16 protein-coding genes and 1 tRNA gene are annotated in these 20900 nt (G+C 69.0%); 6 read left to right on the top strand and 11 right to left on the bottom strand.

Annotation, left to right across the window (positions count from 1 at the left end; translation table 11 throughout):
* Positions 1–36: 36 nt before the first annotated feature.
* Positions 37–1440 carry an FHA domain-containing protein gene (locus tag TY25_RS31920; RefSeq protein WP_029892279.1) on the bottom strand — a complete coding sequence of 468 codons (1404 nt, stop codon included), beginning with the start codon at positions 1438–1440 and terminating at the stop codon, positions 37–39.
* A gap of 227 nt (positions 1441–1667) precedes the next feature.
* On the opposite strand from TY25_RS31920, the gene TY25_RS31915 reads away from it, so the two are divergent.
* Together TY25_RS31915 and TY25_RS31910 are read left to right on the top strand one after the other, a co-directional pair.
* Positions 1668–1750, top strand: a tRNA-Leu gene (locus TY25_RS31915).
* Between the two features lie 836 nt (positions 1751–2586).
* Positions 2587–4056, top strand: coding sequence for a lipase family protein (locus TY25_RS31910; protein ID WP_226887110.1), 1470 nt, complete (start codon positions 2587–2589; stop codon positions 4054–4056).
* Between the two features lie 62 nt (positions 4057–4118).
* Here TY25_RS31910 and TY25_RS31905 read toward each other — a convergent pair whose 3' ends face one another.
* The gene (locus tag TY25_RS31905; RefSeq protein ID WP_042262433.1) at positions 4119–5288 is read right to left on the bottom strand and encodes an NADH:flavin oxidoreductase; all 1170 of its coding nucleotides are present in this window, start codon (positions 5286–5288) and stop codon (positions 4119–4121) included.
* A gap of 94 nt (positions 5289–5382) precedes the next feature.
* On the opposite strand from TY25_RS31905, the gene TY25_RS31900 reads away from it, so the two are divergent.
* Entirely contained in the window at positions 5383–6150 is a 768-nt protein-coding gene (locus tag TY25_RS31900) for an SDR family NAD(P)-dependent oxidoreductase (protein WP_042262431.1), read from the top strand.
* A gap of 6 nt (positions 6151–6156) precedes the next feature.
* On the opposite strand, the gene TY25_RS31895 is transcribed toward TY25_RS31900, so the two are convergent.
* Positions 6157–6792 carry a class I SAM-dependent methyltransferase gene (locus TY25_RS31895; protein WP_042262428.1) on the bottom strand — a complete coding sequence of 212 codons (636 nt, stop codon included), beginning with the start codon at positions 6790–6792 and terminating at the stop codon, positions 6157–6159.
* A 116-nt stretch (positions 6793–6908) separates the two neighbouring features.
* Here TY25_RS31895 and TY25_RS31890 point away from each other — a divergent pair, with 116 nt between their 5' ends.
* Positions 6909–8321 (top strand): NHL repeat-containing protein, encoded by a 1413-nt coding sequence (locus TY25_RS31890; RefSeq protein ID WP_042262426.1) that lies wholly within the window; start codon positions 6909–6911, stop codon positions 8319–8321.
* A 1318-nt stretch (positions 8322–9639) separates the two neighbouring features.
* Here TY25_RS31890 and TY25_RS31885 read toward each other — a convergent pair.
* Entirely contained in the window at positions 9640–10656 is a 1017-nt protein-coding gene (locus tag TY25_RS31885) for a stage II sporulation protein M (RefSeq protein ID WP_042262424.1), read from the bottom strand.
* Between the two features lie 42 nt (positions 10657–10698).
* Between TY25_RS31885 and TY25_RS31880 the strand changes: the two genes are divergently transcribed.
* Entirely contained in the window at positions 10699–11514 is an 816-nt protein-coding gene (locus TY25_RS31880; RefSeq protein ID WP_042262422.1) for an RDD family protein, read from the top strand.
* A gap of 10 nt (positions 11515–11524) precedes the next feature.
* Here TY25_RS31880 and add read toward each other — a convergent pair whose 3' ends face one another.
* The 6 genes from add to TY25_RS31850 all read right to left on the bottom strand — a co-directional run bounded on the left by add (position 11525) and on the right by TY25_RS31850 (position 17466).
* Positions 11525–12535: an adenosine deaminase gene (add, locus tag TY25_RS31875; protein WP_042262420.1), complete on the bottom strand. Its 1011-nt coding sequence runs from the start codon at positions 12533–12535 to the stop codon at positions 11525–11527.
* Between the two features lie 39 nt (positions 12536–12574).
* Positions 12575–13909, bottom strand: coding sequence for a DUF58 domain-containing protein (locus TY25_RS31870; RefSeq protein WP_042262418.1), 1335 nt, complete (start codon positions 13907–13909; stop codon positions 12575–12577).
* Between the two features lie 2 nt (positions 13910–13911).
* A complete protein-coding gene (locus TY25_RS31865; protein ID WP_042262416.1) occupies positions 13912–14898 on the bottom strand; it encodes an AAA family ATPase in 987 nt (328 codons plus the stop codon).
* 61 nt (positions 14899–14959) lie between these two features.
* The gene (locus tag TY25_RS31860) at positions 14960–16021 is read right to left on the bottom strand and encodes a DUF4129 domain-containing protein (RefSeq protein WP_042262415.1); all 1062 of its coding nucleotides are present in this window, start codon (positions 16019–16021) and stop codon (positions 14960–14962) included.
* Complete coding sequence (locus TY25_RS31855; RefSeq protein ID WP_226887109.1) at positions 16018–16815, bottom strand: hypothetical protein; 798 nt, start codon at positions 16813–16815, stop codon at positions 16018–16020. Before TY25_RS31855 ends, TY25_RS31860 begins: the two co-directional genes overlap by 4 nt.
* A 105-nt stretch (positions 16816–16920) precedes the next feature.
* A complete protein-coding gene (locus TY25_RS31850; RefSeq protein WP_042262410.1) occupies positions 16921–17466 on the bottom strand; it encodes a TetR/AcrR family transcriptional regulator in 546 nt (181 codons plus the stop codon).
* A gap of 88 nt (positions 17467–17554) precedes the next feature.
* Here TY25_RS31850 and TY25_RS31845 point away from each other — a divergent pair, with 88 nt between their 5' ends.
* Entirely contained in the window at positions 17555–19093 is a 1539-nt protein-coding gene (locus TY25_RS31845; RefSeq protein WP_042262408.1) for an MFS transporter, read from the top strand.
* Between the two features lie 101 nt (positions 19094–19194).
* Here TY25_RS31845 and TY25_RS31840 read toward each other — a convergent pair whose 3' ends face one another.
* Positions 19195–20745 (bottom strand): adenylate/guanylate cyclase domain-containing protein, encoded by a 1551-nt coding sequence (locus TY25_RS31840; RefSeq protein ID WP_042262406.1) that lies wholly within the window; start codon positions 20743–20745, stop codon positions 19195–19197.
* Between the last annotated feature and the right edge of the window lie 155 nt (positions 20746–20900).

Genomic DNA, 20900 nt, shown 5'->3' with positions numbered 1-20900 from the left:
TGGCCAAGTCGTGACCGGCATCGCGAGCTTACGGGATCAGACGATACGGATCAGGATCTCGGAGTGCCCGGCGCGGATGACATCCCCGTCGGCGAGCTGCCAGTCCTGCACGGGCGAACCGTTGACCAGCGTGCCGTTGGTGGAACCCAGATCCGAGAGCATCGCCGTCGAACCGTCCCAGCGGACCTCGATATGCCTGCGCGAAACACCCGTGTCGGGCAGCCGGAAATGCGCGTCCTGGCCACGGCCGATGATGTTGCTGCCCTCGCGCAGCTGGTAGGTGCGGCCGCTGCCGTCATCGAGCTGAAGAGTCGCGGAATAACCCGAACCGGCCTGCGGGGCAGCGCCGTACGCCGGCGCGGCGCCATAGCCCGGCTGCTGGCCGTACCCCGGCTGCTGCGAATAGGCCTGGCCGTAACCGCCCTGGTCGTCCTGGCCGTACGCAGCCGGCTCGGCGTAAGCCTGATCGCCGTAACCCGGCTCGGCATAGCCCTGCTGGCCGTACCCCGGCTGGGCGTAGCCCTGACCTTGCTGGCCGTACGCCGGATCCGCGTACGCCTGATCGCCATAGCCTTGCTGGCCGTAACCCGGCTGGCCGTAACCCGGTTCCTGGTAACCCTGCTGGCCGTACCCGGGCTCCTGATAGCCCTGCTGGCCGTACCCCGGCTCCTGGTAACCCTGCTGACCGTAAGCGCGATCGGCATAGCCCGGCTGCTGGCCGTACCCCGGCTCCTGATAGCCCGGCTGACCGTAGGCCTGACCACCCTGCTGGTAGTCGTAGCCGTTCTGGTACTCGCCATACCCCTGCTGCGCGTCCGGCGCCTGATAATCGGCCGAACCATACGGTGCAGCGCCACGACCGTAGTCCTCGCGGTACGCGCCGTTCTGCGGACCGCCGCGACCAGCAGGCGGTGGGGCGTACCCGCGGTTGCGTGGATCGGACTCCGCGGGCTCACGGCTCGGGTCGTAGCCTGAGTTCTGCGTCATGGGGCCAGCTCCTGGTTGCGGGTTATCAGGTCGTTGTGGCGGGGGTTCGGGGCTGTGAGCTGGTGTAGCTCGGCGACCGATGTCCGGGTCGACCCGGCCGCTTGCCCTGAACTGTCCGGTGTGCAGCGTAGGTGATGCCTCGAAAGCCACGTGTACTTCGCCGTAGGTCTGCCACCCTTGCTCCCGGATGTAATCCTGCAGATGCTTGGCGAACGCGCGGGTCGTGAGGTCGTGATCGGCATCCAGTTGCTGGTGATCCGAAGAATTGATCGTGATCACATAGCTGTTGGGCGCCAACAGATGTCCGCCGCCGAGCTCCTGGACATGATCGGCGGCCTCCTGCTGCAGCGCCGCCTCCACCTCCTGCGGCACGACATTCCCGCCGAACACCCGAGCGAACACGTCACCGACGGCACCCTGCAGACGACGCTCGAACCGTGAAACGATGCCCATCTCGGCCTCCCTTCGGTGAGCGTCAGTTCTTCGGATCCGTAACAACGACACGCGGATATGGCGTGTCGCGTATCGAGCACGTTCATTGCATGATATCCACGATCGTCCACACCTGTAACTCTTGGCGCGATCAGCAGGTTCCCTGGCTTGTCCAGCCCCCGCGTCACCAGCCGACAAGCACGATTTCGTGTCCGCGCGTGGTGCGTGATACTGTCTCGGAGTCGCTCGGGCGAGTGGCGGAATGGCAGACGCGCTGGCTTCAGGTGCCAGTGTCCTTCGGGACGTGGGGGTTCAAGTCCCCCTTCGCCCACCCGTTGCACTCGTGCAAGGCCCATGCTCATGGAGAGCATGGGCCTTGCTCGTTTCCCTCGTATTTTGTGGGGGCGCAGCCCCCACGCCCCGCTCGGCGGGGCTTTGCCCCCCGAACCCCCCATTCCTGTGTTGTTTGCGCATCCGGGGTTTGCGTGGGTGGGTGCGTTTCGTGTTGGGGTGCGGTGATGTTCGTGGGGATGACACTGTTCGGGCGCACATCCGGCTGGGCGTGTTGGGGGAGTCTCTTCTGTGGGGTTTCTCGTTGGAGTTGTCACTCTTTGTGGGGTGGGGCTATCACTGGCCGTTCTGCGGGGCTGGTCACGCCGCGATGAAGGGTTGTCGCTCGGCGACTCTGGGTTGTCGCTGTCTCTGGGTTGTCGCTGTCTCTGGGTTGTCGCTCTCGCGATGGAGCTGTGCGACTTTCCGTGCCCTTAGGGGGCTGACGCTTTTCGAGTGTGGCGGGCTATCACTCTGTGCCCGTGCAGGGCAATCCCTCTCCGTTGTGCGGAGGTAGAGACATGCCGTGGACGGGAGTACTTCATGGCGGTGATGGCGTGGGCGGACAAAGGTTTCGTTGCGGTGGGCGGTGTTTGGTTCGAAGGGATGTGGGGGAACGGGGAAAGTGGGAACTGATTTTCGGCGAAACGCAATAATTCTTCGATTCATTGCACGGGGTTTCGGGGTGGCGGCGCTATGCTCGCCGCGAAACTATCCCGAATCGGGCGTTTCCCCAACGCTTACGCGTCACTCGTGTGGCTTCTGCGTGCGCGAAATGTGACGCCGTTCGTGGATCTTCCCAGAAATGTTCTACTCTCCGACTGCGAAGGATCGCGTATGAATGTGCTCGGAACAGGGCCGCGGCGCCGATTAATCGTGACGCTGGCGGCTACCGCGGCGGTGACCGTGCAGGTGGCGGCGGCGGGGTTCGCGGCAGCCGAACCGGAACCCGTTGGGCAGCAAGGGCCTTACCCGGTGTATCCGCAACTGCCGTTTCCGGTGCCGCCGGCGACGCCGTGGCACGACCACGGGATTCTCGGCCGATTCGACGGGCACGATCCGTCGTTCTATTATCCGCCTGCCGATGTGGTCGCCTCGAAAGAACCGGGTGAGATCATCGCGGCCCGGGAAATGGTGCCGTCCTTCTTCGCGCTGGTGCCGCTCGACGTGGACGCCTGGCAGCTGTCCTACCGATCGACCAACTCGCGCAACGAACCGATCGCCGCGATCACCACGGTGCTGAAACCGCGTGGCAGCAAGCCGGATCGGATGATCTCCTACCAGTTGCCGCAGGACTCGCTCGCGCCGCATTGCGCGCCGTCGCAGACGGTGCAGCAGGCCAGCGTGCCGACGAACTATCGCGGCACCGTCGGGCCGGACAGTGAAATGCTGATTCCGTTGTACGCGATTTCGCAGGGCTGGGCGGTTTCGCTGCCGGATCACGAAGGTCCCGCTAATGCGTTCGGCGCCGGGCCGCTGGCCGGAATGGTGACCCTGGACGGCGTGCGTGCCGCGGAGAATTTCGCGCAGATGTCCCTGGACCGCGGCGCCGACACGATGGTCGGTTTGATCGGTAACTCGGGCGGCGCCATTGCCGCGGGCTGGGCCGCGGAATTGAAAGAGCAGTACGCGCCCGAGCTGAATATCGTCGGTGTCGCGGAAGGCGGCGTGCCGGCGGATATGACGGCGATGGTCGATCTGGCGAACAGTCAGCTGGCCGCCGGGCTCATCTACTCCGGCGTGCTGGGTGTCGCCCGCGAATATCCCGAACTGCAGGAGTATTTCGACCAGCACATGAATCCGCTGGGCAAGGCGATGGTCGGTCCGCAGAGCAATATGTGCATGGGCTGGAACGCGACCGCGATGTTCCCGTTCCTCAATATCAAGGGCCTGTTCGACAGCCCGGATATGACGCGTGAGCCGGTGCCCGCCGCGGTGCTGGAGAAGGTGCGGATGGGCAAGAGCGTGCCCAAGATGCCGATGTTCATCTACCAGTCCAACCCGGACTGGGTGGCGCCGGTCGGCCCGGTCAACAAGCTGGTCGACACCTACTGCGCGGATCCGGACGCGCGCGTGGAGTACAACCGCACGCACGCCAACGAGGGCTACAGCCTGTTCGTCACCGCGCAGCCGCGCGTGATGTCCTGGATGAAGGACCGGTTCGACCGGGTGCCGGTGGCCAACGGCTGCATCCGCAACGACGTCGCCGGTATCGCGCTGGAAGGTGAAGCGCTGCAGGAATTCGCCGCCGCGGTCGGTCCGCGTGCCGCCGAGCTGTCCGAGCGGGCGATCCGCGAGATCAACTGAGCGACAGCACGAACAACAGGGCCCCGGATCCGTGGATCCGGGGCCCTTTTCGTACGGCGCGGTCAGGCGGGGGTGGTCAGGACACAGCGGGTGCCCCGGTAGATGGTCGGCATGCAGCGGTTGCAATGGGTGCACTGCGAGACCGCGACCGCCTCGGCGCTCATCCGGCCGACCAGTCCGGGATCGTGCAGCAGCGCCCGCGCCATCGCGACGAACTCGAACCCGTTGGCCATCGCGAGCTCGATCGACGCGCGCGAGGCGATGCCGCCGAGCAGGACCAGCGGCAGCGCGAGTTCGGCGCGGAAGCGACGCGCCTCGTCGAGCAGGTAGGCCTCGTGGAAGGGATAGGTGCGCAGGAAGCGGCGACCGGCCAACCGGATCCCGGCCCGTTGCGGCTGCGGGAACTGGTCGGCGAATTCGCGCAGCGGCACGTCGCCCCGGAACAGATACATCGGATTGCGCAGCGAACTGCCGACCGTGAGCTCGAGCGCGTCGAGGTTGCCGTCCTGGGCAAGCCACCGTGCGACGGTCAGGCTTTCGTCGCCGCGGAAACCGCGAGGCACCCCGTCGTCCATGTTGAACTTCGCCAGCACCGCGATCTCGCCGCCGACCTCCTGCCGCACCGCGTCCGCGGTCTGCCGGGCCAGCCGCGCCCGGTTGACCAGGGTGCCGCCGTACTCGTCGCCACGTTTGTTCAGCGCCGGGCTGAGGAACGAGCTGATCAGATAGTTGTGCCCGAAATGCAGTTCCACGGCATCGAATCCGGACTCGACCGCCAGGCGTGCTGCCCGTGCGTGCGCAGCGATGATCCGGCGGATGTCCGCGGTGGTCGCGGACCGGGTGAGTCGCAGGCTGATCGGGCTGAACTGCCGGCTCGGCGCGAGCGCGGGCGCGCGATTGGATGCGGCGTTGGCGACCGGACCCGCGTGGCCGAGTTGCGCCGACACCGCGCCGCCCGCCTCGTGCACCGCGTCGGTGAGCCTGCGCAATCCGGGGACCGCTGCCGGACGCATCCAGATCTGGTGCCGGTCGGTGCGACCCTCCGGCGCGACCGCGCAGTACGCCACGGTGGTCAGCCCCGCACCGCCCGCGGCGACCGCGCGATGGAAATCGATGAGTTCGTCGGTGACCAAGGCGTCGGGCGTGCGTCCCTCGAACGTCGCGGCCTTGATGATCCGGTTGCGCAGCTGGATCGGCCCGAGCTCGGCCGGCCGGAACGCGTCGTGCGGCATGGGTCCACACTAGAACGTGTTTCAGTTTTGCGTTCGGGAAATGGGATGACCGAAGTGTCTTGACTCACAATGAGAACCTGTTCTAATTCTTGACATGCGCAGATATGACGGCCGCCGCGTGGTGGTGACGGGAGCAGGATCCGGCATCGGACAGGGCATCGCCCTGCGTCTGCTGGATGAGGGGGCGCAGCTGGTCGCCGCCGATATCGATGAGCCGGGCCTGGCGGCCACGGCGGAGAAGGCGGGTGACGCGGCGCAGCGGCTGCGGACCGTCGCGGTGAACGTCGCGGACCCGGACTCGGTGCGCACCGCGACCGGCACCGCGCTCGAATTCCTCGGCGGGCTCGACGTGCTGGTGAACGGCGCGGGCATCCTGCGCCCGGCGCGCACCCACGAGATGCCGCTGGAGGTGTGGAATCAGGTGCTCTCGGTGAACCTCACCGGCACCTTCCTGATGACCCAGTCCGCGCTGCCCGCGCTGCTCGAATCCGGGCACGGGGTGGTGGTGAACCTCTCCTCCACCGCGGCGTTCAGTGCCGCGCCCTACCTTGCGGCGTACGCGGCGTCGAAGGGCGGCGTCAACGCCTTCACCCACGCCATCGCGCTGGAGTACGCCAAGCAGGGGCTGCGCGCGGTGAACATCGTGCCCGCCGGGATCACCAGCGGCATCACCACGAAGTCCATCCTCGACCAGCCGGAAGGGTTCGACCACAAACTGTTCGCCCGGATGACCGGCTGGCTCAACGGCGGTGCGCTCGGCAGTCCCGAGGACATCGCGGGCGTGGTGGCGATGGTCGCGTCGGAGGACGGTCGCTATATGACCGGCACCGAGATCCGGATCGACGGCGGTGCGTTGATGTAAGTGTGGTCAGGGCGTGGCGATCAGCAGATGACGAGGAATCGGCGGTGTCGCGGACTGCTGATGGTCCACGGTGCAGCCGGCCTGCTCCAGGGCGGCGATCACCTCGGCCACCGGACGGAGCCGGAAACCGTAGGGCGTGAACGGCATCTTCGCCATGGTGTCCGGGTCCCCGATATCGATGACGATCCGCCCGCCCGGTCGCACCACCCGGACGAGTTCGGCGCAGGCCGCGTCCAGGTCCGCTACGAAGTAGATGGTGTTCACCGTGATCGCGCCGTCGAGGCTGTGGTCCGCGAGCGGCAACGCGGTGAGCGAGCCCTCGGAAAGATGCAGCCGGCCCGTGGTGATCTCGCGTGCGAACGCGGACCTGGCCCTGGCGAGCATGTCCGGCGAGATCTCCACGCCGTGCACGGTGCCGCTGTTGCCGATGCGTGCCAGCAGCAGGGAAAGTCCTGCGCCACCGCCGAATCCGAGATCGGCCGCGGTCTGGCCGGGCCGGATCGCGGCGGCCGCCACCGCGGCCTCGATGGCGCGCTTGTTCGCGCGGTTGAGGACCACTGCGACGCCGCGCCCGAGCAGGCCGTGGGGATTACCGAGCTGACCGGCCACCGTCGACAGGACGCGGGCCCGCACACCGTTCATAGCGTCATGGTATCCACTGCGGCGCGGCTGTTCGGATCATCGACGTTCCCAATACTGTGCCGAGAGCGCCCGTTTCGGTTCGATCGGACGCAGTGTCACCGACCCGAGAGACCGCGATGCGTACGCTGCTGATGTTTCTGGCCGTCTGTCTCCTCACGGCATGGCCCGGCTCGGCCGCGGCTGCCGCGCCGTGGGGGCCGCTCGCCCCAGCCAACCCGTTCCTCGGCCCGCTCGGCACCTCGACCATGCACGGCGACGCTGGTTCCTCGGACGCCACACCGCTGGCCGGGCCGGGTACGGCAGCGGTGCCGCTCGCCGGATATCCGCTGCTCTCGGCCTGCCCCACGCTGTTGGAGGGATCCGACAATCTGGTGGTCGCGCTGTGCACGGCGCTCGCCGGGCAGATCCCGACGGTGCATCTGATCGACCCGGCCGCCGCCGGACCGGTCGGGCATTCGCTCGCCGCACTCCCGCTGGCCAAGGGCAGTCTGCTCGGCGGTGTATACGCCTACCTGGACAGCGCGGATCGCCTCGTCGTGGTGGACGGCGGCAACCAGCTGCTCCGCATCGGGCATTCCCGCGACGCCGCCGGGACGTGGCAGTTCACCAGCACGGTGGCGGCGGACCTGAGTGCGGTGATCCCGGTGGGGGACAACGTGACCGGCCTGGTGCCGGATTGGTCGGGCAACGTCTGGTTCGCCACGGGTCGCGGTGTGGTCGGGCTGGTCACGCCCGCAGGGGCCGTCGCGACGGTGGCGCTGCCCGCGGGGGAACAGGTGGCCAACAGCATTTCGGCGGCGCCGAGCGGGCGGATCGCGGTGGCCACGACACACGCGCTCTACGAGTTGTCGGCCGATACCGCGGGCCGGCCCGAGATCCGGTGGCGCGCGGTCTATGACCGCGGCTCCGCGCGCAAGCCGGGGCAACTCAGCTGGGGCACCGGGTCGACACCCACGTACTTCGGGCCGGATACCGGGGCCGACTATCTGACCATCGTGGACAACGCCGACGGACAGGTCAACGCGGTGGTATTCCGTTCGGGCACCGGCCAGTTGGTGTGCACGCAGCCGGTGCTGACGAAGGGCGGTGCGGGCAGCGAGAATTCGCCGATCGGGATCGGCCGTTCAGTGTTCGTCGCGAGCACCTACGGCTATCCCTATCCCAAGGTTCCTGAGGACGCGGGCCCTGCGCTGCCGCCCACCGCGCCGTTCACCGGCGGCATGACCCGGGTCGACGTGGACGAAAACGGTTGCCACACGGTGTGGGAGAACGAGGTGCGCAGCGCGGCCGTGCCGCGCCTGTCCATTCCCGACAACGCGGTGTACACCGTGACCCGGGCAGGTCCGGATACCACGACACCGCTGGACGGCTATGCGTTCACGGTGCTCGATCCGGCAACCGGAGCGGTGACCGCACGACATCCCTTGCCCGGCACGCTGATCGACGACCCGTTGCAGACTTCGCCGTTGCTCACCCACGGCGGGCGGGTGCTGCAGGGCACGATCACCGGAATTCTGCGCATCGGCTGAGTCCCGCTCCTGGCGCTGCCATCTCGACCGATGTGATCCGGATACCGGTGTCGCACAGACCGGTTCGGCAGTTATCCCCATGCGGTGGAGGCGGCGCTGTCCTGTGGATAGAGCTGTGCGCTGCTCGAGGATGGCCAGGCGTGGCCCACTGGGGATAAGCCGTCGACAGCGGGGGTCCGCAGGGTTCGCAAGGTTCGGTGTCCGGCACTTCGAGGCTGTGGATGATGCTGTGGGTTGTTTCTGGATGGCCGGACGCTGTTCATCTCCGCTTTGCCGCCGCGACCTCGAGAATCCGGCGGTGCCGCATCCCCAAACGCCTGGCTCGAGGCTGTGGATGAAAGCTTGCCCGGGTGCGGAAAACGGTCGGCAGAGCTGTTGACGCGCTGTCCCCATTGGGGATGGACCGGTAGTGCCGACGTGTGGACATCGATGACGCCGGGCCGCATGCACAGCGGTGGCGACACGGTGTGCCGAACCTGTGCACAGTGGTGGAGTACGCGTCATGCCCAGCCTGTGCACGAGCCGGACGGGCGGTGTGGACGCACGGTGCGCGCGTCGCCGTGACTGTTCGTGGCGATAAGTCATCGCCCGCTCGCGGCATTCCGGTGTGTCGCCCTCGCGTGTCTGTGCCGCGGAACGCTTGCCCCCGTGTCGATTTCGTGCCTTTCGCCGGGTCCGCGCCGCAGGTGAGGCGAAGATCACACCGGCTTCGAAAGTTGCGGCCGTGGTGCTGAACCTGCGCCTCCGGCGGCCGGCGGCGACGACTCTGCAAGGTCTGGTTATTCCTGATCTTGTCATGACACATGCATGTGCACGGGCGGTTCAACTAGGCGCACGTCGTGTTAAATACGCCGTAAACAGACTTGAAGTCGCTTTCTGTTCATCCACTGTCCAGCTATCGCCAACTTTCGCGTTGAACATGCAGCTAGAGCGGCCTGTGGCGGAGCATTGACTGATCTACGTCGGGACGACAGCTAATCGCTCGGGGAATGTTTGTACCGCCACGAAACGGATAAAGCGAGACCAGCGGATTCGTGGGAGGGTGCGAAAAATCGACGCCCCGAATCTGAGCCTGCGGCGCGCGCTGCAAGTTAGCTGGAACTCTGAAAAACCATGCTCTCACAAGGGTTAGCTGGCGCGCTGCTTTATACGCTTGACACGAGCGACGAGGGTTGCATCGGCATAACGATTGTGTAGAGTCAACGGCAACGCTGGCCGCAGCTGAGCACGACTCGCTGCGGCCAGCGGAACTCAAATGGGGGATACCGCAACCGAACCGTGACACGGCGTAGCTGTCGGTTGCCCGAACCCACTTCGCTCAGCGTGTGCTCGCGGTTGTCTGCCCGCCGCCGATCACCCCGGCACCCGATGTCTCCACGCCGTGCTCGGTCTTGGCCAGAACCACTCGCCGCCCCACACCGAACACGTAGACCAGGAAAAACGCTTCCGCGGTGAACCCGATGGCGATGCGCACCGGGGCGGGCAGCGGGCTCGGCGTCACGAAACCTTCGATGCAGCCGCACACCAGCAGCACCCCGACCAACCCGAGCGCGATCGTCGCGGTGGCGCGGCCCTGGCGCGCCACCGCCTCCACGCGGCTCAGCCGACCCGGGTCGATCAGCGTCCAACCCAATTTCAGGCCCGCGCCACCGGCGACGAAAATCGCGGTCAGCTCGAGCGTGCCGTGCGGCAGGATGAACCCGAAGAATGCGTCGAGCCGTCCGGCATCGGCCATCAGGCCGGCCGAGACACCCAGGTTGAGCGCGTTCATGAACAGCAGATACACCGCGGGCAGGATCAGCACGCCGGTGAACAGGGCGATCGCGGTCACCCACGCGTTGTTGGTCCACACCTGCGCGGCGAACGCGCCCTGCGGATGCTCGGAGTAGTAGGTCTCGAACGCGCCGCCGCGCGCCGTCAGGCCGCTGGTGTCGGCGGGGATGCCGAGAACCGTACGCGCCGAATCGAATCGGTCCACCCAGAGCGCGAGCCCGGCGGAGACGAGCAGGAACACCGCGGCGACGCCGGCCCACCACGGCCAGGTCCGATACAGGGCGGCCGGAAAGCGATGGGTGAAGAACCGGCCGATCTCCGACCACGTGTCGGCCCTGCTGCCGAGCACCCGCCCGCGCGCCCGGGTGAGGATCGCGCTCAAACCGGCGATCAGTTCGGGATCGGGACTGTGCGACTGCAACCTGGCCAGCTGCTGGGAGGTGCGCCGATACAGCATGACGAGTTCGTCGGCCTCCGCGCCGGAGAGCTTGCTGCGCGAGGACAGCTGATCCAGCCGCTCCCACGCCCTGCGATGCGCGAAACTGTATGCGTCTACGTCCATCGGTTGCCTCCCACTACCGCCGGTCGCAAGAATGCTATCGACATGGCTGAATTCACCACCGGCGAAGCGGTCGCGCTCGAGCTGCCGATCGCCCGGATCCCGACCCGGGCCGCCGCGTTCCTCATCGACGCGGTGGCGCAGTTCGCGCTGGCTTCGGTGCTGTTCGTGCTGGCCGTCGCCGTGCTGCTGCCCAACGGGGCGGACACGGCCTGGCTGAGCGTCGCGGTGATCGTCACCCTCGTCACCGTGCTGGTGGGGTATCCGGTGGCCTGCGAAACCCTCTCGCGCGGAAGGACGCTCGGCAAACTGCTGCTCGGCCTGCGGGTGGTGCGCGCGGACGGCGGCCCGATCGACTTCCGACACGCGCTCACCCGCGGCCTGGCCGGTGCCATCGTCGACTTCTGGATGCTCGGCGCGCTCGGTGCGGTCGCCGTGCTCACCTCGCTGTGTTCCCCGAACGCGCGCCGGGTCGGCGATGTGCTGGCGGGCACCGTGGTGGTGCACGCGCAGCGGGCGCTGCCGGTGCCGTTGCTCGCCGTGCCGCCGCCGTGGCTGGTCGGCTGGACCGCGCAATTGGAGCTGGCCGGATTGCCGGACGATCTCGCGCTCGCGGTCCGGCAGTACCTGAGCCGGTCCAAGACCCTCACGCCGGAGGTGCAACACCAGCTGGGCAGCGCGCTCGTCGCCGCGGTCTGCGCACGGTTGCAGGTGCCCGCGCCGAGCGGCTACCCGCCGTTGCAGATCCTCGGGGCGATCATCGCCGAGCGGCAGCGTCGCGTGCTGCCGCCGCCGCTGTTCCCGGTGTTTCCGCGCGGCCCGCTCGGGCCACCCGCTGTTCCCGGCGTCGCGGTGCGGTGAAGCGCGCGGGCTAGGTGGTGGCGTAGTCGTCGATCTCCTGGAGGAAGCGGTCCAGCCGGGCCGGGGTGATCCAGGAGGCCCGGAACGAGTTCTTCGCGAGTGTGATGAGCTGCGCCCGGTCGAGTCCGGCGTGTTCAGCCAGAGCCACGTAGTTGTCCGCGGCGTAGGCACCGAAGTAGGCGGGATCGTCGCTGTTGATCGTCACGGTGAGTCCGCGGCCGAGCAGGTCCACGATCTCGGCGGACTTCATCTGGGTGGTGACGAACGAATTCGACACCGGACAACAGGTGAGCCCGATCCCGTTGGACTTGGCCAGTTCGACCAACCGGTCGTCCTCGACGATGTTGGTGCCGTGGTCGAGGCGGTCGACGGCGATGTCCTCCAGCGCCTGCCGGATGTGCTCGATCGAATCCTGCTGGTCGATATCGCAGTGCATGGTCAGCAGGAATCCTTCACGGCGGGCGCGCGCGAAGACGGCCGCGAACTTGCTCGGCGGGTTGCCCCGCTCGTCGGAATCGAGTCCGACCCCGATGATCCAGTCGCGGTAGGGCAGCGCTTCCAGCAGTGTCGCCATGGCGTATTCGGCGGAGTAGTCGCGCAGGAAGCACAGGATCAACTCGGCCGAGATGTCGAACTCGCGTCGCGCCTGCACGATGGCCGAGCGATATCCGTTGATCACGGTGGCGAACGGGACACCGCGCCCGGTGTGCGCCTGCGGGTCGAAGAACATCTCGACATGCCGCACACCCTGCGCGTGTGCCCTGGTCAGGTAGTCGAAGGCCAGATCATGGAAGTCTGCCGGTTCCTGCAGCACCGCCATGGCGGGGTAGTAGACCTGGAGGAACGACGTCAGGTCGTGGAACTGGTAGGTCTGCCTGATCTCGTCGACCGTCCGCTGCGGCAGCTCCATGCCGTTGCGCCGCGCCAGCCGGAACTTCAACTCGGGTTCGAGCGTCCCCTCCAAGTGCAGATGCAACTCGGCCTTGGGCAACCCGCGGACGAACGAGGCAAGATCGGACATGGATCCATCATGCGCCTCGCGGCGCCGGCGGCACGCCGATTACATGGTGCCGGACTGTTTGAGTTCGAGGTATTCGTCGGCGAGGGCTTCGGGGAGGCGGTCGGGGGCGGCGGCGACCACGGCGATACCGGTGCGACGCAGGGATTCCTGGACGAGGGCGCGCTCGGCGAGGATGGTTTCGGCGGCCGCAGCCGGGTAGAGGTCGGCGCGGCCGGTGCGGCGGGCGGCGGCCGCGGCGATATCGGGATCGGTGACCGAGACGATCAGCACGCGGTGGCGCTGGGCCAGGGTAGGCAGCACCGGCAGCAGGTTCTCCTCGACGGCGGCACCGTCGAGGCTGGTGAACCAGACGATCAGGCTGCGCCGCCGGGTGCGCTGGATGGCGGCGCGCACCAGGCCCGCGCTGTCGGTGTCGACGAGTTCCGGCGTGACGCCCGCCATCGCATGCATCAGCTTGAGCTGCAACCCTTTTCCGCTGATGCCGCGCACCTCGGCGCGCGGTTCGCGGTCGAAGGCGAGCAGATCGACCGAGTCGCCCGCCGCCGCGGCGAGCCCGCCGAGCAGCAGCGCCGCTTCCACGGCCGCGTCCAGCCGGGTGCCGTCGCCGACCCGGCCCGCGCTGATCCGGCCGGTGTCCAGCAGCATCAGCATGTGCCGGTGGCGTTCGGGACGCCAGGTGCGCACCAGCACGTCGGTCGCGCGGGCGGTGGCGCGCCAGTCGATGGCGCGCACGTCGTCGCCCGCGACGTACTCGCGGAACGAATCGAATTCGGTGCCCTGCCCGCGCAGGTTGGCCACGTTACGGCCCTCGAGGTGTTGCAGCCGTTTGACTTTCGAACGCAGCAGGCGCTCGCTGCGGAACTGCGGCAGCGCCCGCACGCGGGCCGGAACCCGGCGCCGGGACTGCGTTCCGGCAAGCCCGAGCGGGCCGATCAGGCGCACCGTCACCGCGCCCGCGACCCGGTCACCGCGTTGGGCCGGGGTGAGCGTGGTGTGCCAGCGGACCAGTGTGGCGGGCGCGAGATCCAGCCGGTGCGTGCGGTTTTCGGCGCGGGCGCTGTCGGGCCAGTCGTCCCACACCGTGCCGCGCAGCGGCTTGGCGCCGTTGTTCACCGCGACCAGTTCCACCTCGGTGGCGCGACCCAGCCGGACGGTGGTCAGCGGTGGCCGGGACAGGCCCAGAGCACCGGCCCGGCCGACCGTGCCGAGGTCGAACAGCACGGCGGCGGCCAGTATCGCGCTCGCCACGACCACGCCGATCCAGGACGGCACGACGAACGTGACGAGCAGCGCCAGCACCCCCGCGAGTGCGGCGAGACGGCCGGTGACCACCGGCTGCTGGCGGCCGACGGAAGCGGCGGGGCGGGCGCGCATCGCTACACCGGAACCGGGACCGAGAGCAGCAGCGACGTCATGACACCCTCGGTGGTCACGCCGTCCAGCTCCGCCTCCGGCCGCAGCTGCAACCGGTGCCGCAGTACCGCGACGGCCACAGATTTCACGTCGTCGGGGGTGACGAACCCGCGCCCGTTCAACCAGGCGAACGCGCGTGCGGCCGCCATCAGCGCGGTCGCGCCACGGGTGGACGCGCCATGCTGCACTGCGGGGGCCATCCGGGTGGCCCGGCAGATGTCGACGGTGTACGCGAGCACCTCGGGACTGATCGTCACCGTGCCGACGGCGGCACGGCCCGCGGCGATATGGGCCGGGCCGGCCACCGGCCGCAGCCCCGCCGCGGCCAGATCGCGCGGATCGAAGCCGGCGGCGTGGCGCTGCAGGATGCGGAATTCGTCTTCGCGGCCGGGCAATTGGACGTCGACCTTGAACAGGAACCGGTCCAGCTGCGCCTCCGGCAGCGGGTAGGTGCCCTCCTGCTCGATCGGGTTCTGGGTGGCGACCACGACGAACGGGTCGGGCAGCGGCCGCGGCTTGCCGTCCACCGAAACCTGGCGCTCCTCCATCGATTCCAGCAGCGCCGACTGGGTCTTCGGGGGCGTGCGGTTGATCTCGTCGGCCAGCAGCAGATTGGTGAACACCGGGCCGTGCCGGAAGGTGAACTCGGCCGAGTGCGGATCGTAGATCTGGGAGCCGGTGACATCGCCCGGCATCAGGTCCGGGGTGAACTGCACCCTGGCGTGCTGCAGGTCCAACGCCGTCGCCAACGCCCGGACCAGCAGCGTCTTCGCCACCCCGGGCACACCCTCGAGCAGCACGTGCCCGCGGCAGAGCAGCGCGAGCACCAGGTACATGATCGCGTTGTCGTTGCCGACCACCGCCTTGCCGATCTCGGCGCGCAACGCGGTGAACGCCGCGCCGGCCGCCGCGGCGGTGGGACCGTGGTTGGTATCGGTGGGAATGGTCATTGGACCTCCAGTGTCAGGTGGGGGTTCCCGGCGGCCGGGCAAGCGTGCGGCGGCGGCGGTCTCATCCGAGCTCCGCCTCGAGCCATTCGAGTTGGGTGGCAACGAGTTCCAGCGTTTCCACGTCGGGCACCGGCCCGTACAGCGCGGTGCCGAGCTGGGCGGGGTCGGTGCCGGTGCGCGCGGCGAGGGCGCCGACGAGCCGCTCCGGCGGGGTATCGGCGGTCAGGCCGAGGGTCGGGCGGATCCGGCGCAGGGTGGCCCCGCGCAGTTTCGCGGCGACGTGCTCGTAGTCCTTCGAGCGCCGGTACAGCGCGGCCTGCCCGGCCAGCAGCTCGTTCGCGGCGACCTCGACCGGGCGCGGTTCGCGCACCAGGGCGCCGCGCCGGCGCGCCCGCCACCAGACCACCACCGCGGCGGCGATCAGGAATTGCACCGCGCCGAAGAACACCGGTGCGGGCAGCCGCTCCCAGATCGGGTCGTCGCCCGCGCCGAAACCCGATCCGGAGCCGGACCCGCTGGGCCGCGGCGGTGTCGGCGGCTTCGAGGGTGTCGGCGGTTCCGGCGCGGTCGGCGCACCGCACGACTGCAATGCCGCATAGAGCAGCAGCAAGAGCGCGGCGAGACCGGCGAGACCGGCCCAGAACCGCGGGTCGCGCAGCAGCGCGGGCAGCGGCGGCACCCGTCTGCGGGTGCGCGGCGCCTTTTCGCTGACCTCGATTTCGGTGGGCGGCAGCACCGGCGGCGGGGCGGCTTCGGAGAACCGGTCGGCGTATTCGAGCCTGCGGTATTCGTCCTCGGTCGCCCGGCGGCCGCCGTAGACCACCTCGTCGAAACTCTGTGCGGCGGGGTGCAATTCGGTCGCGCCGTCGCTGGGCAGCGCGGTCGTGACGTCGTCGGCGGTCTCGCGGGCGGTGCGCGAACGGCGGACCTCGAGTACGCCGCGCTGCTCCAAGCCCCGCAGCACGGCGCGGAAACGTTCCCGCAGCGCGGCATCGAAATCGCGGCGCTGCGCGGCCTGTTCGGCGGCCGCGCGATGGTCGGCGGCGGCGCCGAGGCGCGGGGGGCCGGGCGGCTGGTCCGGGCCTGCGTCGAACGGCGCTCCGGCGTCGTGGAATTCGTTCATCGGGCCTCGGTACCGGGCACGTGGATGTCCAAACCCTCACGGCGGCAGCGCCGGTCGACGTAGCCGACCACCCGGGTGGCCGACTCGGCGATCTCGCCGAACGCGGCGATCAGCAGCACACCCGAGGTGAGCAGCACGATGACCGCCCAGCGCCGGGTGCCGGAGAAATCCGACAGATAGAACGGAATACCCAGCAGCGGCACGCACAGCAGTGCGAGCAGGCAGCGGTGCGCGACCCACAGCCAGGTGAACTGCCAGTCTGCCCCGGCGACAAGCAGTTTCGACCGGGCCACGGCGCCGCGATGCGGCGCCTGCTCGACGAACATCACCGGCACCGCGACGAAACGTTTGCCGCGCAACCAGCCCAGCCAGAGCACGCCGAACGGCAGCGTGACGATCAGTAAGCCGGTCAGCGCGAGCACGCTCACCCCGACCAGGGTGTACAGCACCTGGAACACGAGCAGCGCCCCGGCCGTCGCGCTGAGCCGCCCGAGCGCGGTGGCCGCGCCGATCGGTGCGCCCGCGATGCTCCCCAGCCCGATCGCCACGGTGGTGCCGCGCAGTACGAAGCGCAGCACCCACACGCATGCCGCCGTGGACAGGATCGCCGCCCACGCGGTACCCGCGTCAGAGCCTTCGGTAAGGGACGAGAAAACCGCGGTGAGCGCGACGACCACGAGCTCGGCGACCACGATGCCGGGCAGGCTCACCCGCAGCAGCGCGGGCAGATTCGCCTGGATCAGCGCGAACGGCACATCCAGGAGTTCGCGGAAGGTCATCGGACGGATCGGCACCGTCGTTCCAGGTGACCCTGGTGCCGGATCGTCTCCCGCCCCGACGGCACCGGCCGGGTCGGCAGCTGGTAGCACGGGCCGAGTGTAACCGGCGCGGCCGCGCGGTCAGCGCTGCAGCAGCCGGTCCACCACGCGGCGGTAGCGGGCCGGGTCGATCGGCGGCAGGCCGAGCAGGGCCCGCAGGTACACGCCGTCGCCGACCAGCCGGACGATATCGGCCTGCACCGGGTCCTCGATCTCCTGGTCCAGATCGTCGGACCAGGAATTCATCATCTCGATCAGGGCCTGCTGTACCTCGTCGACCTCCGTGCCGTTCGCGGCGTCGATGGTGCGCATGGTCGCCAGCATCGAGCGGTAGACCTCGAGCTCCACCGCTTCGTCGGCGTTGTCCGGGTCGGGGGTCTGCAGGTACCACTCGACCACCGACTGTCCCCGGTCGGTGGCGCTGGTCAGCTGCTGGGCCGCGCGTTCGGTGAGCCGCCGCACCAGGCCGGCGAGCAGCGCGTCCTTGCTCTTGAAGTGATACAGCAGGCCGCCTTTGGAGACGCCTGCGGCCGCCGCGACGTTCTCCAACGTCACATGCGACATGCCCTTTTCCAGGAGCAGCGATTCGAGCGCGTCCAGAATCCGGTCGCGGGTATTGGCCGTCACACCGCGGAACTATACCGGCTGGACGGTAAGGTCTGTTACTGTACCGTCTGGACGGTAAGAAAAACACGCGACGGAAGTCGAGAAAGTCATGACCACCCAGACCAAGACCACCCGGCCGACCGGGTCCGAGACGCCACCCCGCGCCGGTACGCGCGAATGGGCCGGGCTGTCCGTACTCGCGCTGGCCCTGTTGCTGCTCGCGGTCGACGCGACGGTGCTGGACCTGGCGGTGCCCGCGATCAGCGCCGACCTGGCGCCGACCACGCCGCAGCTGCTGTGGATCATCGACGTGTACTCGTTCGTGCTGGCCGGGCTGCTGGTGATGATGGGCAACCTGGGCGACCGGATCGGCCGCCGCAGGCTGCTGCTGATCGGCGCCGCGGGCTTCGGTGTCGCCTCACTGCTCGCCGCCTGGGCGGTCTCGCCCGAAATGCTGATCGGCGCCCGCGTTCTGCAGGGTGTCGCCGGCGCGACGCTCATGCCCGCGACCCTGGGCCTGATCCGGTCGATGTTCCTCGATCCGCGGCAGCGGACCGTGGCCATCGCGGTGTGGAGCGCGATGGCGGGCGGCGGCGCGGCGGCGGGACCGCTGCTCGGTGGCTGGCTGCTCGAGCACTTCTGGTGGGGTTCGGTGTTCCTGGTGAACCTGCCGGTGATGCTGGTGCTGATCGGCCTGGGCCCGTTCCTGATTCCGGAATCGCGGGATCCGAACCCGGGTCGCTTCGATCTGGCGAGCGCGGGGCTGTCCATGCTCGCGCTGGTGCCGATCGTCTACGCGGTGAAGGAGACGGCGGCGCACGGTTTCGCGGTGACCACGACCCTGGTCGCGGTCGTCGGCGCGGTCGCCGGCGTGCTGTTCGTGCGCAGGCAGCGGACGTTGGATCAGCCGATGCTGGACCTGAAGTTGTTCGCGCTGCCCAGGTTCCGCACCGCGGTGCTCACCAACCTGCTCGCGGTGTTCGCGCTGGCCGGCGTGCTGTTCTTCGGCTCGCAGTACCTGCAACTGGTGCTCGGCCGGACACCGCTGCAAGCCGGACTGCTGTTGCTGCCCGGGCTCGCGGTGAGCGTGGTCGCCTCGCTCGCCGCGGCCTGGCTGGTGCGCCGGATCGCGCCCGGCCGGGTGCTCGGCGGTGCGTTGACCGTGGCCGCGATCGGTTCGGCGCTGTTCCTGTGGCTCGGTCCGGACGCGGCGACCAGCACGACGCCGTTCATTCTCGGCTTCCTCTTCATCGGCGCGGGTGTCGGTGTCGCGCTGACGGTTTCGGCGGACCTGGTGGTCAGCTCGGCACCCGCCGAGCGGGCCGGTGCCGCGGCAGCGGTGTCGGAAACGGCGTACGAGACCGGTATCGCGCTGGGTGTGGCCGTCCTCGGCAGTGTGGTGATGGCGATCTTCCGCAACGGGCTCGACCTGAGCCACGTGCCGAGCGACCAGGTCGGTGTGGCGTCCGAATCCTTGGGCGCTGCCACGGCTTTCGCTCAGCAGCTACCGGAATCGGTGGCGGGGGCGTTCCTCGCCTCGGTGCACGAGGCGTTCGTCTCCGGCATCCACTTCGCCGCCGTCGGCACGGCGTCGATCCTGCTGGTCGCCGCCTGGGTGGCGTTCCGGTTGCGCACGGCCCGGCCGTGATCCCTTCGCACCCGCTCCGGTTTTCCGGGGCGGGTGCGCTGCCGTGGTAGCGGCTTTCGCCGTGCGAAACGAGTGCGCGTCGCCGGCTCCGGGTGCGGGAACTACTCGGACGCCGGGCGGGCCAGTTGGGTGGGGGTGAGTCGACCACGCAGCGTGACGGAGTCGCCGAGCTGCCAGTGCGCCGCTTCGGCGGCACCCGCGGCGTTCACCGTGTTCGCGGAGGCGAGCAGCAGGTCGTCCTGTTTGGCGAGTTCGCAGAGCCGGGCGGCCTCGTTGACCGCGTCACCGATGACGGTGAACTCATAGCGCTGCCGGGCGCCGACATTGCCCGCGACCACGCGACCCGCCGCCACCCCGATCGCGGCGATGAAGTCGTTGGCGGTGGCGTCGAGGCGGCGCCGGATGGCGCGGGCGCAGGCCAGGGCGGCGCCGGGGGCGTCGGAAAGCACTGCGGGCGTGCCGAAGACGGCGAGCGCGGCGTCGCCCTCGAACTTGTTCAGCAGGCCGCCGTGCGCCTCGACCTCGTCCACCACGATGTCGAAGAAGCGATTGAGGATGGCGACCATCTCGGGGGCGGGCACGGTCGCGGCCATCGTGGTCGAGCCGACGATATCGACGAACAGCGCGGCCGCTTCGCACTCCACGCCACCGAGGGTCGGATTGCCCGCCAGTGCGGCGTCGGCCACCTCGCGCCCGACGTGCTTGCCGAACAGATCCCGGATCTGTTCTCGTTCGCGCAGGCCCTCCACCATGTGGTTGAAACCGCTTTGCAGCTCGCCGAGTTCGGTGCCGTCGTACACGGTGATCGTCACCCGCAGGTCGCCGTCCTCCACCTGGCGCAGGGCGCGCCGCACCCCGCGGATCGGGGCGATGGTCGCCGACACGGTCTGCATCATCAGCAGCAGGCCGAACACCAGTGTGGCGCCGCCGAGCGAGAGCATGCAGACCGCGAGCCGGGCCGTGCTGACCGAGGAGTCGGCCAGCGCCCACACCGCGACGATCATCGACAGGGTCACCGGCACGCCCGCGCCGAGCATCCAGGCGATCAGCGAGCGCATGAACACACCCATGCCGCGGCGCCGGCGTGACGGCGCCGCGTCCAGCACCCGAGCCGTCACCACACGCAGCGCGAACTCGGCGATCAAGTAACTGTTGGCGCACACCACCACGGCGCTGAAGCCGATGCCGAGCAGGATCTTCGGAATGAGCGCGGGCTCGGTGACACCGTAGAGCGGGGTGAGCACGGCGGCACCGGCGAACCACAGCACCGCTTGCCGCACCACGAGGCGGCGCGGGACGGCGGACGCCGCGATCTGCTCGGCCTCGGTGGGTACCTGATCGGGATCGGTGGCCCAGCGCAGCGCGCGCAGCCCGCCGACGGTGCCCCACCAGATCCCGATCAACAACGCCAGCGCCGTGTACAGCGGCGTCGCGATCACGTTCAGCAGCAGCAGTTCCCGGGTGAACACCGTCGGCCCGGGCAGCACGAAGCCGATCAGCGCGAACGTCACCGCCATCCCGGCCAGGTTCGCGGCCACCGTCGGTACGGTCAGCAGCAACTGCACCCGGAGCCGGCGCATCCCCGAGGATTCGTCCACCGGCCCGAGCAGCCGCGACCCGAACGCGGCCGGGGAGACGTCAGTGCGGGTCATGAGAGAAAAGCCTATTCCGGGCCAGCCGCGCAGCGCAGGACCCGAGGTCCACGAGCGGCCGAGTACGTCGATCAACGGCTGCGCGCGGGCCTCGAGCCGAGCGCAGTGGGTCGGCCGCGCAGATCGGGGTGGGCGGGCACTGGCCGACGTCGCGG

The sequence above is a fragment of the Nocardia brasiliensis NBRC 14402 genome, from assembly GCF_000308475.2.
Taxonomy (GTDB): domain Bacteria; phylum Actinomycetota; class Actinomycetes; order Mycobacteriales; family Mycobacteriaceae; genus Nocardia; species Nocardia brasiliensis.
This window is presented reverse-complemented; position numbering and strand designations above follow the sequence as displayed.

What these genes read in the sequence shown, in the direction of transcription:
- TY25_RS31920 (WP_029892279.1), bottom strand. Translation starts at nt 1,440, where the DNA reads ATGGGCATCGTTTCACGGTTCGAGCGTCGTCTGCAGGGTGCCGTCGGT.
- TY25_RS31910 (WP_226887110.1), top strand. Translation starts at nt 2,587, where the DNA reads ATGAATGTGCTCGGAACAGGGCCGCGGCGCCGATTAATCGTGACGCTG.
- TY25_RS31905 (WP_042262433.1), bottom strand. Translation starts at nt 5,288, where the DNA reads ATGCCGCACGACGCGTTCCGGCCGGCCGAGCTCGGGCCGATCCAGCTG.
- TY25_RS31900 (WP_042262431.1), top strand. Translation starts at nt 5,383, where the DNA reads ATGCGCAGATATGACGGCCGCCGCGTGGTGGTGACGGGAGCAGGATCC.
- TY25_RS31895 (WP_042262428.1), bottom strand. Translation starts at nt 6,792, where the DNA reads ATGAACGGTGTGCGGGCCCGCGTCCTGTCGACGGTGGCCGGTCAGCTC.
- TY25_RS31890 (WP_042262426.1), top strand. Translation starts at nt 6,909, where the DNA reads ATGCGTACGCTGCTGATGTTTCTGGCCGTCTGTCTCCTCACGGCATGG.
- TY25_RS31885 (WP_042262424.1), bottom strand. Translation starts at nt 10,656, where the DNA reads ATGGACGTAGACGCATACAGTTTCGCGCATCGCAGGGCGTGGGAGCGG.
- TY25_RS31880 (WP_042262422.1), top strand. Translation starts at nt 10,699, where the DNA reads ATGGCTGAATTCACCACCGGCGAAGCGGTCGCGCTCGAGCTGCCGATC.
- add (WP_042262420.1), bottom strand. Translation starts at nt 12,535, where the DNA reads ATGTCCGATCTTGCCTCGTTCGTCCGCGGGTTGCCCAAGGCCGAGTTG.
- TY25_RS31870 (WP_042262418.1), bottom strand. Translation starts at nt 13,909, where the DNA reads ATGCGCGCCCGCCCCGCCGCTTCCGTCGGCCGCCAGCAGCCGGTGGTC.
- TY25_RS31865 (WP_042262416.1), bottom strand. Translation starts at nt 14,898, where the DNA reads ATGACCATTCCCACCGATACCAACCACGGTCCCACCGCCGCGGCGGCC.
- TY25_RS31860 (WP_042262415.1), bottom strand. Translation starts at nt 16,021, where the DNA reads ATGAACGAATTCCACGACGCCGGAGCGCCGTTCGACGCAGGCCCGGAC.
- TY25_RS31845 (WP_042262408.1), top strand. Translation starts at nt 17,555, where the DNA reads ATGACCACCCAGACCAAGACCACCCGGCCGACCGGGTCCGAGACGCCA.
- TY25_RS31840 (WP_042262406.1), bottom strand. Translation starts at nt 20,745, where the DNA reads ATGACCCGCACTGACGTCTCCCCGGCCGCGTTCGGGTCGCGGCTGCTC.